The sequence below is a fragment of the Streptomyces sp. NBC_01006 genome, assembly GCF_045162725.1.
GTDB lineage: Bacteria > Actinomycetota > Actinomycetes > Streptomycetales > Streptomycetaceae > Streptomyces.
This window is the reverse complement of record NZ_CP108700.1, coordinates 39580-54456: the sequence shown is the minus strand read 5'-3', so window position 1 is coordinate 54456 and position 14877 is coordinate 39580. Positions and strand designations below refer to the sequence as shown.

The following is a 14877-nucleotide window of genomic DNA, read 5'->3' as shown; positions in this document are numbered from 1 at the left end:
CTCCGTGCCCACCCTGACCAAGGAGCGGACGAAGGACGCCGTGCCGGCGCGCCCGCCCGCCCCGGCACGGTCGCTCCTGCACGGGTTGGGAAGCTGGGCGTCGGTCGCCTGGTTCCTCGTCCCGGCTCTGGTCCTCTTCCTCGTCTTCGTCCTCGCCCCGATCGTCGTCGCCGTCTATACCGGCTTCTTCAAGTGGGGCGGGATCGGCCCCCTGGACGACTTCATCGGCTTCGAGAACTACATCACGCTCTTCCGCGATCAGGTCTTCCTCGGCGATCTGAAGCGCGGGCTGTACCTGATCGCCCTGTCGATCACGGTGCAGTTGCCGTTCGCGCTGTTCACAGCGGTCCTGCTCAACCAGCGGCTGCGCGGCCGGGCCGTCTACCGGATGCTGTTCTTCGCGCCGTACATCCTGTCCGAGGTGGTCACGGCGGTCCTCTTCACGATGATCTTCCTTCCCGGTGCCGGCATGGCCGACCATCTCGCCGGCGCCCTCGGCCTGGAGGGGCTGCAGGGCAAGTGGCTCGCCGATCCGTCGACGGTCATGCCGACCCTGTTCGTGGTCATGACCTGGAAGTACTTCGGCTTCCACATGATGCTCTTCCTCGCCGGACTGCAGAGCATCCCGAGCGAGATCCTCGAGGCCGCCTCCATCGACGGCGCGGGCGCATGGCAGCGCTTCCGGCACGTGACGCTGCCGCTGCTCGGCCCGACGATCCGGATCAGCGCCTTCCTTTCGATCATCGGGGCCATCCAACTCTTCGACCTCGTCTGGGTCATGACCGCGGGCGGGCCCAACCACTCCTCGGAGACGATGGCGATCTCGATGTTCCAGTTCGGGTTCAAGCGCTACCAGGTCGGCTATGCCAGTGCGATCAGCGTGGTGATGTTCATGATCAGCCTGGTCTTCTCCCTCTTCTACCAGCGCTACGTGCTCCGCCGTGACCTGAGCGGGGCCGTCACCCCGGGAGGTGGCCGATGACCGCACGCAGGACGGCACGAGGCCTGTCGTTGCACGCCGTGGTCTGGCTGATCGGCGCGTTCGTCGTCGTGCCGCTGGTCTACGCGGTGATCTCCGGGTTCAAGAGCACCGGCGAGCTGACGACCAACCCGTTCGGGCTGCCCGAACACTGGAAGACCGGCAACTACGCCGGCATTCTCGGCGACGGAATGTTCTGGCGCCAGATCGCCAACAGCGCGGGCATCGCGATCGGCACGACGTGCTGCACGGTGGCGGCCTCCGCGATGGCGGCGTTCGTGCTGGCCCGCTACGCCTTCAGGGGCAGGGAGCTGTTCTACACGCTGTTCACGATCGGCCTCATGTTCCCGTTCGCCGTGGCCGTCCTGCCGTTGTTCCTGCTGCTGCGCAACTTCGACCTGCTCGACAACCCGCTCGGAGTGATCCTCCCGCAGGCGGCCTTCGGGCTCCCCATGACGATCATCATCCTGCGCGGCTTCTTCCGGACCATCCCGGCGGAGGTCGAGGAGGCGGCCATCATGGACGGCTGCGGCAAGTTCCGCTTCTTCTGGAAGATCCTGCTGCCGATGGCGCGTCCGGCGCTCGGCACGGTGTCGGTGCTGGCGATCGTCGCGAGCTGGAACAACTTCTTCCTGCCGCTGCTGGTGTTCAACGACCCGAAATGGCAGACGATCCCGGTCGGAGTCCAGCAGTTCCAGGGCCAGTACTCGACCGACTACGCGCTCGTCCTCGCCTACATCGTGCTCGCCATGGTCCCCGCCCTCGCGTTCTACGCCGTCGCCGAGCGGCAGTTGATCGGCGGCCTCACGGCGGGCGCCACCAAGGGCTGACCCGTCGCGCGCGACCTCCACCCCCGAGGAGACGTCATGAAACGCCTGACCGCATTGACAGCAATGTTGTTAGCGCTAACAACGCAGGCCGTGCCCGCCCCTGCGCGCCCCGGCATCGACTTCCGCGCCGAGCTCCAACCCATTGACGGATTCGGCCTCTCGATGGCCTTCCAGCGGGCCGACCTGCTGCACGGCGCACGCGGCCTCAGCCCGGCCAAGCAGCGCGAGGTGCTCGACCTGCTGCTCAGTAAGGACGAGGGCGCGGGCCTTTCGATCCTGCGCCTCGGCATCGGGTCGTCGACCGACTGGGTCTACGACCACATGCCCACGATCCTGCCGGCCGACCCCGGCGGGCCGGACGCCACGCCGAAGTACGTCTGGGACGGCTGGGACGGCGGCCAGGTCTGGCTCGCCAAGGAGGCCAAGGCCTACGGCGTCAAACGGTTCTACGCCGACGCCTGGAGCGCCCCGGCCTTCATGAAGACCAACGGAAGCGAGAACAACGGCGGCGAGTTGCGGCCCGAATGGCGTCAGGCCTACGCGAACTACCTCGTCCAGTACGTGAAGTTCTACCGGCAGGAAGGCATCGGGATCACCGACCTGGGATTCACCAACGAACCCGACTGGACGGCGGCCTACGCCTCGATGCGGTTCAACCCGCAGCAGGCCGTCGACTTCCTGAAGGTACTCGGGCCGACCGTCCGCGCGTCCGGATCGGAGACCGGGGTGGTCTGCTGCGACGCCGCGGGCTGGGACCGACAGGTCGCCTACACCGAGGCGATCGAGGCCGACCCCGTGGCCGGCAAGGCCGTGCGGACCATCACCGCCCACCGCTACAGCGGTCCGACCGAGGTGGCGCAACCGACCGACAAGCGCGTGTGGATGCCGGAATGGTCGCCGGACGGCGCCACCTGGAACGAGAACTGGGACGACGGCAGCGGCTACGACGGTCTCACCGTCGCGGCCGACATCCAGAACACCCTGACCGTCGGCAACGCCAATGCCTACGTCTATTGGACCGGTGCGTCCCTCGGCGCGACCCGAGGGCTCATCCAGCTCGCCAACCCCGGTGACGACTACAGGGTGTCCAAGCGGTACTGGGCGCTGGCCGCCTTCAGCCGGTTCATCCGCCCCGGCGCCGTCCGCGTGCCGGTCACGAACACCGACCCGGCACTGCGGATCACGGCCTTCCGCAACACCGACGGCAGCCGCGTGATCGAAATCCTCAACACCGCGACCACCGAAGGCTCCGCCGAGTTCTCTCTCCGCGGCGGGCACGACCGCCGCCCCGACGGCTACGTCACCGACGAGGCCCGCTCGATCACCCCGGCCGACATCGTCTCCACGCACGGCACGACTCTCAAGGCGACGCTCGCCCCTCGCGCGCTGACCACGATCGTCCTCGACTGAACCGACCTTCACCGGAGGAGTAGTCCGTCATGCCCATTCCCAGGTCCACGTCCCGGATCCTCACCGCCCTGTCCGCCGCCATCTGCCTCTCGGCCGGTCTCGCCGCAGCACCCGCAGCCGCCGGGCCCCGTCCCAGCACGCTCGGCGAACTGGCCGCGAAGCAGCACAAGTACTTCGGCTCCGCCACCGACAACCCCGAGTTCACCGACGCCGCCTACCTGAAGCTCCTCGGCAGCGAATTCGGCCAGACCACGCCCGGCAACGCCATGAAGTGGTACGCCACCGAGCCCGGGCGCGGAGTCTTCGACTTCACCGACGCCGACAAGGTCGTCTCGTTCGCCAAGGCCCACCACCAGAAGGTCCGCGGCCACACCCTCATCTGGCACAACCAGCTCCCCGCCTGGCTCACGGAGGGTACCTGGAGCGCCGACGAGCTGCGCGCCGTCCTCAAGAACCACATCCAGACTGAGGTCCGGCACTTCAAGGGCCAGGTGATCCAGTGGGACGTAGTCAACGAGGCCTTCAACGATGACGGCACCTACCGCGAATCGCTCTTCTACAAGACGCTCGGCCCCGGCTACATCGCCGACGCCCTGCGCTGGGCCCACGAGGCCGACCGGCACGCCAAGCTGTACCTCAACGACTACAACGTCGACGGCATAGGCCCCAAGAGCGACGCCTACTACACCCTGATCAAGCAGCTGAAGGCCGACGGGGTTCCGGTGGAGGGCTTCGGCATCCAGGGCCACCTGGCGCTCCAGTACGGCTTCCCCGGCGACGTCCAGCAGAACATGCAGCGCTTCGCCGACCTCGGGGTCGACGTCGCGGTCACCGAGCTCGACATCCGGATGGCCCTCCCCGCGACCCCTTCGATGCTCGCCACCCAGGCCACCTGGTACGCGGACTACGTCAAGGCCTGCCTGGCGGTCAGGAAGTGCGTCGGCGTCACCATCTGGGACTATACGGACAAGTACTCGTGGATCCCCTCCGTCTTCCCCGGCGAGGGCGCGGCGCTGCCCTACGACGAGAACCTGCTGCCCAAGCCCGCCTACCACTCGATCAAGGAGGTGCTGGGCGGATGATCAGGACGGCGATCGTCGGTACGGGAGGGATCGCGGGCATCTGCCACGTTCCGGCCCTACGCGCGCAGGCGCACCGGGCCCGGATCGTGGCAGCCGTCGACGTGGACGCCGCGCGCGCCGAGGCGTTCGCGGCCGAACACGGCATCCCCGCGGTCTACACCGACCTGCACACGATGCTCGAGGAGCAGAGTCCGGACCTCGTGCACCTGTGCACCCCTCCGTTCCTGCACGCCGAACAGGCCGTGGCCTGCCTGGAGTCGCAGGCGTGGGTGTGGTGCGAGAAGCCGGTGGCCCTGTCGCTGGCCGAGCTCGACCGGATCCGTGGCGCCGAAGGGCCCGCCCTCACGGGCGCGGTGTTCCAGCACAGGTACGGCTCGGGGGCCCGGTACCTGCGCGACCGGATCACGGCCGGGACCCTGGGCCGTCCGCTCGTCGCGCAGTGCGTCACGGCGTGGTACCGCGACGACGCCTACTACGACGTGCCCTGGCGCGGCACCTGGGAGAGCGAGGGCGGTGGCCCGACCCTGAGCCACGGCATCCACCAGATGGACCTGATGCTCGCGGTGCTCGGCGAATGGACGGAGGTACGCGCGATGGCCGGCCGCCTCGCGCGCGAAGTCCAGACCGAGGACGTGTCCGCGGCCCTGGTCCGGTTCGACAACGGAGCCATCGCGACGGTCGTCAACAGCGTCCTTTCCCCACGCGAGGAGAGCTACCTGCGCTTCGATCTCACCGACGCCACGGTCGAGCTGCGGCACCTGTACGGCTACTCCAACGCGGACTGGACGTTCACCACGAGGTCGCCGGGCGTGAAGTGGGAGCCGCCGGACGGCGTGCCCAGCTCGCACACGGCCCAGCTCGCGGCCTTCCTGGACGCCTACGAGGCCAGGCCGCGCGGCGGGTCAGTCTTGGGTGTAGTCGGTTGAAGGCGGTGGCCACCGCTGTGCCGTACCGTTCGGTGACCGAGACCGTCTGGACGTCCGGCTCGCCCCAGGTGTCCGGCTGGCCGAAGACGAACTCGCGGCCATGCTTGGGCGGCCGGCCGCCCTTGGGGTCGTAGACCTTCGGCGGGGTCGGGCGACGCATCACCCGGTCCGACCTCAGCCTGCCCAGCAGTTCCAATGGCAGGTCCTCCAGCAGGAACGACAGCCGTTGGACGTCGTAACCCGCGTCCAGAACGACGAGGATGTCCAGGTCACCTGGCTGCCACTGCCCAGCTGTCACCAGACGCTCGACGACGTCGCGGATCTGGGTGGCGGTGACGGCCGCGACATCGGTACCTGGTTCCAGTCGGGTCGCGTCCAGCAGCGCGGTCCAGGAGGTGCGGCCTACCTCCAGCGCCGCGACGATCGAGTACGGCCAGCCCGGGATCATCCGGTGCTCGTTCTTACCGCGGCCGTAGGTGTGGCAGAACGAGCGGTCTGGTGAGGTGTTCGCGTCCGGCCGCAGCCACGGGCTGACATCCGCGGCCAGGACCAGCCGTCCGTCCGTGGCCCTCGGTAGCGGCAGGCCGGCCAGTGTCCTGCGAAGACGGTCGAAGTCGATCCGGCCCCGATTGAGTCCGGCATAGAGGGCGCCGTGGCCGCGGCGGTGTTCGGGTGCGAGCGCGAGATCGACCAGAGTCCGCACCGGCCCATCGGCGCAGAGGACCGCATCCGTGAGCTCGAACAGCTCGTCGCCGCGAGAGGTCAGACAGGAGTAGAAGTTGGCCCGGAAGCGTGCCAGCTCCGCAAGCGCGTCCCGCTTGGGCACATGGAGGGGCAGACTCATGTCCACGGCCTTCGTGCTGATCACATGCCTGATTGATACGGCACACGATCGCGCGAAGGCCGCCCAAGTACCCAGGGAACTGCACAATCCCGAGTCAAGTTCGAGACGCCGTTCGACGTCGGACGTTAAACGACAAGCTCAGTGCCTGTTCCATATCCCGGTTTTCGAGGTGTCCGGAGCTCTAGCCTGTGGTGGTGTCCGAGGGTTCTGGGCGGCCCGGAATGCGGGTGTGCGGAGGCTGTGGTGACCGGTTGAGGCCGGCCGCGCGGCCGGACGCCGTGTTCTGCTCGGCGGCATGTCGTGCCAGGTCATGGCGGCGGGATCGTCGGTTGCGGCGGCGCGTGATGGCGGAGTTGAACGGGACGGGGCGGGTCGAGTGCCCCGAGTGCGGGACGGCCTGGGTGGCCGGGGTAGATCGGCGTTCGGACGCTGTTTTCTGCTCGCGACGGTGTGTCATGAGGGCCTGGCGGGCGCGGAACGAATCGTTCGGAGAACGGTCACAGTGACCACTTCGCGAACACATCCGAATTGGACCTTCGGTCAGATTCCGGCTTTTTCCAGTCATTCGTTGTGATCTTCGGCAGGTGGGTTCGACTCTCGGTCACGACAGCGGGCCGCGTCTTGTCACGGCCGAGGGGCCGTGCCCCGGCCCGTTCAGGGTGGTGAGAACCATGCCCGAGAAGATCGAGAGTGCCGACAAGGTCGGCAGCGTCAGCGCCCACCGTTACGAGCAGATCGTCGCGGAGCTGCGCAAGATTGTGGAGGCCCAGACCCTGGGTCAGTTCGCGATCGGGGACTACGCCTTGGAGATCGAGCCCATGCGAGAGCAGGGCCCGCAGGACCGGGGCGAGGAGTTGTTCACGGTCAAGGACTCGCTGTTCCGCCTGTCCGAGGACATCGGCTTGTCCTACTCGGCGGTGAACGGGGCCCGTTGGGTCGCTTCGCGGTGGCCCAAGCAGCACCGGCAGGCTCGTGTGTCCTTCACGGTCCACCGAATCCTGGCGGGCATTTCGAACGAGGAGGAGCGGTTCACCGCGATCCTCAGTCCACCGGGAGGGAAGGCCCGGTGGACTCCCGACGACGCGTCGCGGAGGGTCGGCCGTCAGGTCGAGAGGCCGATCACCCCGCAGGAGAAGGTCAGCGCGATCCACACCCTGGCGAGGGACGAGGCAGTCGCCGCGGTCGTCCGGGTGACCTGCTGCGACGTCCGTCCGTGGTCGCCCAGGTCCGCCAGGAGGATCGGACAGCGCGGCCCACGTGCTGGTCGAAGACGAGCAGATCGCCGCGGTCGTCACTGGCGATCTGCTCAAGCGGCCCACGGTCGTCGCCCAGGTCCGCCAGGAAGACCGGGTCCGGGCGGTCGAGGAACTGACCCGCGACGAGACCGTTGCCGCGACGGTGACCACGGGCCTGCTGCGCCGGCCGGACGTCGCCTTCAGGGCGATGTCGGACGACACCGCCCGTCACCAGGTCAATCACGCTCAGGTCGAGCGGGGCCGGCAGGCCCGCGAGGACTTCGAGCGCACGAGTCCGGTCGCGCCGGCGGTGAAGCGGATCGACCGCTCGGTCGAGTTCCTGGACCTGATCACCGCCTGCCACGCGTTCGTCGCGGCGGGTAGTTCCGGGGATGCGGGACCGGCAGCTCAGCGACGACGAAAAGGTGATCATTCACGAGAACGTCGCCCGAGTACGGGCGACGCTCGACTGGATCGAAACGGCCGTTGACACCGGCAAGGTCGACGTCGACGGCGAGCTGGCCCGCCTGCTGCAAGGCGAGTAGTGCGATGCCGCGCGCTTCGCAGCGCCGTTCCCCGGCGGCCCACAGGCACGCCGACACCGTCCGCTTCATCCTCTTCGAGGCACGACCGGCCGGCCTGGCCTTCAACCAGTTGGTCAGGTCGAGCGAGCTCTCCGCCCACCAGGCCCGCTCGGGCCTGGCCTGTCTGCGGGACACCATCGCCGAACAGGGCTGGCCGCCCCTGATCTGGACGAGAGCGGACGGCTACAAGTTCTGCTCCGACCCCACAGAGCTCCAGGCCTACGAGGTCGCGGTCATCCGCGAGAAGCTCACCGAAATCCGCCGGTTCATCACCGGCGTCGTCGCCCCGCACGCAGCCCTGCAGCCCAAGGGCCGGTGGATCCGGCACCTGAACACCCAGCTTAACTCCGTCGAGTCCACGCTCGATGTGATCGCCGACTACATCGACGCGTGACCCGGTGGGGGCCGACCGCTTCGCGGGCCGGCCCCCACCCCCACGAAGGGAGGAGACGTTGGCCCGGCGCCGCTGCTACCCCTCGGACACCTACGACGACGAGTGGGCCCTGATCGAACCGCTTCTACCGATCGCGGCCTGCGAGACCGTGCAAGGCGGGCGGCCGGAGAGGCACCCGCGGCGCGAGATCGTGGACGCGATTCGGTACGTCGTCCACACCGGCTGCAAGTGGCGGGCCCTGCCGAAGGACTTCCCGCCCTGGCGGACGGCTTACAACTTCATGGCCCGCTGGGCGGCAGCCGGGGTGATCGGACAGATCCGTGACCAGCTCCGCAAGCGCGTCCGCCGGGACATGGGCCGATCGCCCGGGGCGGTCGCCACGATCATCGACTCGCAGTCCGTGAAAGCCGCCGAGACCGTGGGCAAGGACTCGCGCGGCTACGATGCGGCGAAGAAGATCAACGGCAGGAAGCGGCACCTGGTCGTGGACACCAAGGGCCTGCCGCTGTTCGTGATGGTCACCCCGGCCGACGTCACCGACCGCGACGCGGCCAAGGAAGTGCTGTTCCGGCTGCGGCTGATGCACCCGGAGATCACGATCGTCTGGGCCGATTCGGCCTACGCCGGACAGCTCGTGGCCTGGGCGAAGAAGTACCTGAACCTCACGGTCAAGACGGTGAGCCGTCCCAAGGACGCGAAGGGGTTCGTCGTCCTGCCCCGCTGCTGGGTGGTCGAACGGTCGATCGCCTGGGTCATGCACGCCCGCCGGCACGCCCGCGACTACGAACGGCTGATCCAGCACTCCGAGTCGCTCATCACCTGGGCCGCGATCACTCTGATGACCAGGCGAATCACCCGCCGCGCCTCCCGCCGGACCGGCCAGCCCGCCTCCCGCGAGGCCCACCGGGACTGACCCCGGTCACCGCCGCGAACGCCAACCGCGCCTTGCCAATCACACACCCTCGCACGGAGCAGTACGGCCCGTCATCATCTCATCCGCACACCACCGAAACGGATCAAGAACGAACCGGACCACCGTCCCGATCCTCCTGCCACGCAAAGCCTTTGGGGGAACGGTGCGCGTCATGGCGGCCGCAGGCCGATATGACGAGGCGCTCGCCTTCGCGGTTGCGGTGGGTGAAGCCGAGCGCCGGAGGAATACCAGGTCCTCTATCCGCTCGAGGTCGGGGCCGGGGACGACGGCGACGGCGACGGGGTGCTCGGGCAGGTGGAGCCGCCGATGGACTTCGGGATGTACGCGCCGCCCTTGCAGGAGGCGACCTGGTAGATGAAGAGGGAGCCTTGGGTTCCCATCATGTACACGCGGCCGCCGTAGCCGATGTTGATCAGGCTTCCCGAGGTCGTCGCGGGGGTGGTGTCGCCCTGGGCGAGGGTCTTACCGGTCTTCTCGTCCAGCCACATCAGGGTTTCCTGGTAGTTGGAGTCCTCGGCGTATGCCTTCGCGGGCGTGTTGTCGAGGACGTTCTGGGTGAGGAGCACCCGCTGGTCGGCCGGCCCGATCGCGACGAAGTAGTCGCCCATGGTGATGTCGTCACGCTGCCACTTGACCTTCATCTGACCGGTCGCCTGGTCGATGTGGACCGCGAAGATGCCCGGGACGAGCCAGTCCTGCATGAAGATCAGGCTGTTCTCGGGGTCGGTGGAGAAGGAGGCCAGGGTGTTGCTCGTGCTCGCGCCGCGGACCGGCAGCTTCTCGCCCCACGGACAGAGTCGGCTGGAGACGTTCGGGTCGTCCTGGCTGACTGCAAAGGCGCAGATGGGAACCGTCTTCGACGGGTTGGCGTTGGCGTTGGCGATGATCCATTTGCCGACCGCCGCGGGGGCAGCGCCTGGGCCCTGGCCCTTCAGCAGGTACGCGGGTGCCCAGGCGGTGTCCTCGGTGAGCTTCTTTGCTTCCGGGTCCCACCGGACGCGCGTGAGGGTCTTGGTCCCGGAGAGGTAGGCGTAGATCTTGCCCTGGTACGTCGTCACGATTGTCCGGGCGACGATGGCCTGGCTCAGCTTGATCTCGTCGACGACCGCGAGCGTGACCGGGTCCATCACCGCGATGGTGGTCTTCGGGTTGGCGTCGGGGGCCCCGGGGCACGCGCCCAGCGCGAAGTTGCCGTAGGTGCGGCATCCGGGTACGCGGTTCTGGGTCTTGATCAGGATGTGGCCCTGCGCGTCGGGCACGATGTGGAACCCGTCGAAGTTGGCGTCGGTCTGCGGCCCGTCGAGCATCGGCACTTCCTCGTGAGCGAGGATCGCCCCGGACACGGGGTCGAGCCGGTAGACGTGAGGGCCGAACGCCGCGTAGACGCCCTCCTTGCCCACGGCCATGCTCGGGGCAGGGTTCCACTGGCCGTCGACGTTGATGTTCAGCAGCGGCTGACGCCAGATCTCCCGGCCGGTCGAGGGGTTGAACTTCGACACGTACGGTCCGGGCGAGTAGACCTCCAGCCCGCTGGTCCCAGCGATCAGGTAGGCGTCGTCGGGTCCGCCGAAGGTGACGAAGACGATGCCGCCGGGGTAGTTGGTCTCGGACTTGTACCTGAGGACCTGGTTGGGCCCGCTGGAGTCGCCGGTCCACGTGGCGCACGGGTAGACGCCGCTGTGGATCGAATCGGTGTGCTCGGGGGCCCCGATCACCGGCGGGTAGTTCACCATGTTGTTGGCCGGGTCGGCCGCGTAGCTCTTCATGCACGCGACCTCTTTGGGGATCGCGTTCAGATCCCCGACAAGCGGCCCGGTGTTCGCAAGCGGGCTCTCGGCGAACCCGCTGAGACTGTTCTTGACCTGCGGTGTGGCGCCCTTCAGCAGAGGCAGGATGATGAGCACGGCGAGCACGACGAGGGCCGCGGCCACTTCGAGGATCGGCTTCAGGACACGCCAGGCGCGGTGCCAGAACTTCTTCACTTGCCTGCCTCCTTGGTCGCCGACACCGATGGGGCCGGCTCCGCTTGGCGGTCCGCCTTGACCTCTCGGTACTCCCGGAGGGTCAGGACCGAGCTCGCGAGCAGTACCCAGACCACGAACGCGGTCCACCAGGCCCACAGGCCGAGCGCGCCGGTGGCGGGGTTGAGGATGCCGCCCACCCAGAAGGGACTGATGAACGCGAGCACCGAGAGCACCGCGGCAACCAGGGCCAGCCATCCCAGCCAGCGGCCCATCACCCCGGTGTGCAGGATGACCTTGCCCACGGCGAAGAAGAACAGCGACAGCACACCGCCGCCAAGCGCGAACAGCACAGCCGAACCGGTGAAGAACGCCGGCACCGCGGCTGCCTGCGCAGGGCTCGTCGTGAGCAGGACCGCGTACGTCAGCGCCAAGCTCACCAGCATCAGCGACGCAGCGACGCCCGCGCCGACCAGCGCGACCGTCGTACCCCGCGCCGGCCCGCCCTCGGCCTCCCTAAGGACCCTCCACAGAGGCCCGAGGAACCACAGGAACAGCGCGATCCCCAGGGTGGTGAACAGCACCTGTAGCCTGACCGGATTCACGTTCTCGGAGAAGAAGTCGTTCACCGTCTGCGCGTTCTCGATCGACGGGTACGGCGTACCCCCGGTCGGGTCAGTCGTCATGAACACGATGAACGCGAGCACGAACATGAGCGTCGCGAGCAGCCCACTCGCCGCACCCATCTGCTCCCAGCCGCGGCGCTCAACCACAGGACCGCTCCCTCCTGCACATCGGCAACGTCCTGACCCGCTTGTCCGGCCGGAAACTGACCGAACACGACCGCAGGCGCGAGCGACAAGGGTTCCGCCCGATCCCCCCATGCTGAGGAGAATCGTGGCGGCATCACGCGCATTACGCCGGTTCAGGGCGAGCCGTACGGAGACAGGGTCGCCAGGCACTCCCGTCCCCTCAATGCACCCGACCTGTTCGGCACATCATCGGCGGGCCAAGAGGCACCGCGATCACCAGACGGCGCAGAGCCGAAGCGGCATGTCACTGTCATGGCTTCATCAGGAACAGGTACTCAGGTAAGGGTCCGTTTGTGCGTACCAAGCAGGCCGTCGCGGACGCCGTCGCCCTCCTGGCCCTCATGGGTACCGCTTCCTGTGACGATGGCGCAGGACCGTCCGGGAGCCAGAGTGGCCAGGTGCCGGCCGGGAAGAACGGGGGGCGGGCAGGAGGCGGTTCGGACGGTGACGGCACCGCGGGCGCGGGCGGCCGGGTAGAAGCCCGGCTCGCCAAGGTGGCCGGTACGGACGAGCTGGTACGGCTGATCAGCAACGCCACGACCTGCACATCCGCCTCCACGAAGCCGAAGGACACGACCTTCAGCGACATCGACGACTCGTCCGAGGGCGCCGCGGTCGACATAGCGAGGACGAACGCCACGTGGGGCATCAAGGAACGGGTCACCTGCGACGGGAGAGACGCCTGCGTCAACGGCCACGAGCTGCTGGTCATCAGCGACATGGCCCGCTTCGAGGCCGCCTTCAAGGCCCGCCAGGCAGCCGATCTCGCCGCGGGCGAGGGCCACACGCGGACCCGCTGGTTCATCGGCCAGAACTTCGCCGCCCGGATCTTCGCCACCGACAGCGACGAGAGAGACATGCTGTCCCTCGGAGCGCTCGGCTTGAACTGCGCGCCCCACTACGCGGCTCCGCCGCAGTCCACCACCCAGCCGGCCATCGTCGAGGGCTGCATCCTGACCAACTACGTGGACGCCTGACGAACCGGTGACCGGGCCCGGGCGGGCGCTCCGCTGAACCTTGCACGGGAACCGGCAAGGTGGGGGTGTGTCAATCGAACGGCTCTGTCTCACATCCGGTGGTAACGCGCAGCAACGGTGATCGCTGACGGTAGTTCATGGAGGTCGGAGTGGGTCCTCGCGCTGACCGGTCAGACATCCGTCTTCACGGTGCAGCCCGCCGTCTTCTCCTTGAGCTGCGAGAACGGGCACAGCGGATCGTGACGCACCGTTACCACCGGATGTGAGACAGAGCCCTTCGATTGCCAGACCCCAGTCTGGAACGGACGCGCCAGCTCTCGGGCTGGTACTTCAACCCATACTCCCTAGGCGCCACAGAAGCGAACGCGCCGCACGAGAAGCGATCGCAGCTCTCACCTCAGCCACAGTCGGATCGGTCTCCCGCTCCTACGTATCCGTACGATGGCCGTGGAACGAGGCAGTGCAGAATCGGTTGTTGCCGGATTCCGACCGCATCGGGGTTGCGCAGGACGCGCAGCCTACGGCCATCGGGCCCGTCGACGCCCAACTGGGAAAGCAGCCGACCCGCCATCCGGGCGGGACCGCAAGGTCGCCCGGGTAGCTGGGGGCGCCGGGGCCGTCTTCCGCCGCCTGGGCGTCGTCCCAGGAGTCCATGAGGTCGGTCAGTGGCGCGGGCAGCGTGTCGTCCTCCGCCCACGGGCAGGTGTCCACCTCTTCGGGATGCAGGACACTCACCTCGCCCCCGGGCCTGGACTGACGGCGCCGCGCGGGGCCTCGAAGGGTGGTCGCACCCTGCCCGGGCGTGTCCGTAGATTCGCCGGATATGCACTATATGCAAGGAAATGTGACGTACAGTGGTGAGGCGCGTGCCGACCCTGTCCCGATGTCTGTGGGAGTGCCATGTCCGCCACGTCCATGCTGCTGATCAAAGGAACCTTCCGGGCGGCGTTCTCCGCACCGGATGGTGACACTATCCTCTTCCTTCCGGACAACGTGGCTGACTGGAAGCTCGTGCCCGGGGTTAACAGGGTCTTGCCGAAGGGCGACGGCCGCGCCCCGATCCGGCTGGAAGCCATCGACGCGCTGGAGACCCACTACGGGGACAAGGATTCCCCCTCAGGCGTGCAGCACCAGCCGCTGAACCTGGCGCATCAGGCACGTGACGAGCTACTGGCCTCGCTCGGCTTCACCAACGTTGTCCGCGACGGCGAATTCGTCAAGAGCACGGCCCCGGACGCCGCGCCCGGCTTCATCCTCACCCGCGGCGCGGACATCTTCGGCCGGTGCGTGGCCCTGGTCAGCAAGACATTCCCCCCGGTCTTCAACGGCTACGAAACCGAAGTCGACGAGGACCTGTTGAAGAAGACCGCGAACTACCACATGATCGACCTCGGCCTGGCCTACCCGACCTACTACGCCGCCTTCCCCGACCACCTGCGCGCCTCCCTGACCGTCGCCGCCAGGGAGGCTAGGAACGCGAGGAAGGGCGTATGGGCCAAGGATGCGACCACCGAGGGGGCGAAGGTCACCGGGATGGACTCGCTCACGGCCGAATCCGGGGCAGTGATCCTCCCGAAGCTGTTCCGTCGGCTGAAGGACTACCTGGACCTCAACCCGGCGGATCCCTCCCTGGCCTGCTTCCCTGCTTTCCTCGCCGGAAACTCGGACAAGTTCTACATCCAGGGTAATCCGAAGCAGTTCACCGGCCTGCACAACATTGTCGAGATCACCAACGGCCAGACCGTGAAGATGACCCGCCAGGCCGAGGAAATCACCTTCGACGAGAAGTGAGCGGGAGCCGACCGAACATGACCTGGTCGCGCCCTCGGAAGTGGTATAGCGTCACGCCGTCCGAGAGGCGGGCGCCGGGCCCGGGGCTTGCCCGAAGCCGGGACCGTACACAGCATCC

General features: G+C 67.8%; 10 protein-coding genes and 4 pseudogenes. 11 read left to right on the top strand and 3 right to left on the bottom strand.

What is annotated here, in order from left to right:
• Positions 1-4: 4 nt before the first annotated feature.
• The 5 genes from OG509_RS00280 (at position 5) to OG509_RS00260 (ending at position 5227) form a co-directional block, all read left to right on the top strand.
• Positions 5-982: a carbohydrate ABC transporter permease gene (locus OG509_RS00280; protein ID WP_406179048.1), complete on the top strand. Its 978-nt coding sequence runs from the start codon at positions 5-7 to the stop codon at positions 980-982.
• Entirely contained in the window at positions 979-1809 is an 831-nt protein-coding gene (locus OG509_RS00275) for a carbohydrate ABC transporter permease (protein WP_406179047.1), read from the top strand. Before OG509_RS00280 ends, OG509_RS00275 begins: the two co-directional genes overlap by 4 nt.
• A gap of 90 nt (positions 1810-1899) precedes the next feature.
• On the top strand, positions 1900-3219 hold the full coding sequence (locus tag OG509_RS00270; RefSeq protein ID WP_406179045.1) for a glycoside hydrolase family 30 protein: 1320 nt from the start codon (positions 1900-1902) through the stop codon (positions 3217-3219).
• A gap of 29 nt (positions 3220-3248) precedes the next feature.
• Positions 3249-4301: an endo-1,4-beta-xylanase gene (locus tag OG509_RS00265; protein WP_406179044.1), complete on the top strand. Its 1053-nt coding sequence runs from the start codon at positions 3249-3251 to the stop codon at positions 4299-4301.
• Entirely contained in the window at positions 4298-5227 is a 930-nt protein-coding gene (locus OG509_RS00260; RefSeq protein WP_406179042.1) for a Gfo/Idh/MocA family protein, read from the top strand. Before OG509_RS00265 ends, OG509_RS00260 begins: the two co-directional genes overlap by 4 nt.
• Here the strand turns inward: OG509_RS00260 and OG509_RS00255 are convergent.
• Positions 5187-6071, bottom strand: a pseudogene (locus OG509_RS00255) (transposase); the annotation flags it as partial. The gene OG509_RS00260 and the pseudogene OG509_RS00255 overlap by 41 nt on opposite strands.
• 671 nt (positions 6072-6742) lie before the next feature.
• On the opposite strand from OG509_RS00255, the pseudogene OG509_RS00250 reads away from it, so the two are divergent.
• The 4 genes and pseudogenes from OG509_RS00250 to OG509_RS00235 form a co-directional block, all read left to right on the top strand.
• Positions 6743-7201, top strand: a pseudogene (locus OG509_RS00250) (DUF6192 family protein); the annotation flags it as partial.
• 127 nt (positions 7202-7328) lie between these two features.
• A pseudogene (locus tag OG509_RS00245) lies at positions 7329-7851 on the top strand (DUF6192 family protein).
• 4 nt (positions 7852-7855) lie between these two features.
• Positions 7856-8284 carry a hypothetical protein gene (locus tag OG509_RS00240; protein WP_053677983.1) on the top strand — a complete coding sequence of 143 codons (429 nt, stop codon included), beginning with the start codon at positions 7856-7858 and terminating at the stop codon, positions 8282-8284.
• 58 nt (positions 8285-8342) lie between these two features.
• Positions 8343-9143, top strand: a pseudogene (locus OG509_RS00235) (IS5 family transposase); the annotation flags it as partial.
• A gap of 311 nt (positions 9144-9454) precedes the next feature.
• On the opposite strand, the gene OG509_RS00230 reads toward OG509_RS00235, so the two are convergent.
• Together OG509_RS00230 and OG509_RS00225 are read right to left on the bottom strand one after the other, a co-directional pair.
• Complete coding sequence (locus tag OG509_RS00230; protein ID WP_406179040.1) at positions 9455-11200, bottom strand: hypothetical protein; 1746 nt, start codon at positions 11198-11200, stop codon at positions 9455-9457.
• On the bottom strand, positions 11197-11952 hold the full coding sequence (locus OG509_RS00225; RefSeq protein ID WP_406179038.1) for a hypothetical protein: 756 nt from the start codon (positions 11950-11952) through the stop codon (positions 11197-11199). The genes OG509_RS00230 and OG509_RS00225 overlap by 4 nt, the downstream gene beginning before the upstream one ends.
• 332 nt (positions 11953-12284) lie before the next feature.
• Here OG509_RS00225 and OG509_RS00220 point away from each other — a divergent pair, with 332 nt between their 5' ends.
• A complete protein-coding gene (locus OG509_RS00220; protein WP_406179037.1) occupies positions 12285-12968 on the top strand; it encodes a hypothetical protein in 684 nt (227 codons plus the stop codon).
• A gap of 900 nt (positions 12969-13868) precedes the next feature.
• Positions 13869-14759: a thermonuclease family protein gene (locus OG509_RS00215; protein WP_406179036.1), complete on the top strand. Its 891-nt coding sequence runs from the start codon at positions 13869-13871 to the stop codon at positions 14757-14759.
• The last annotated feature ends 118 nt before the right edge of the window (positions 14760-14877 follow it).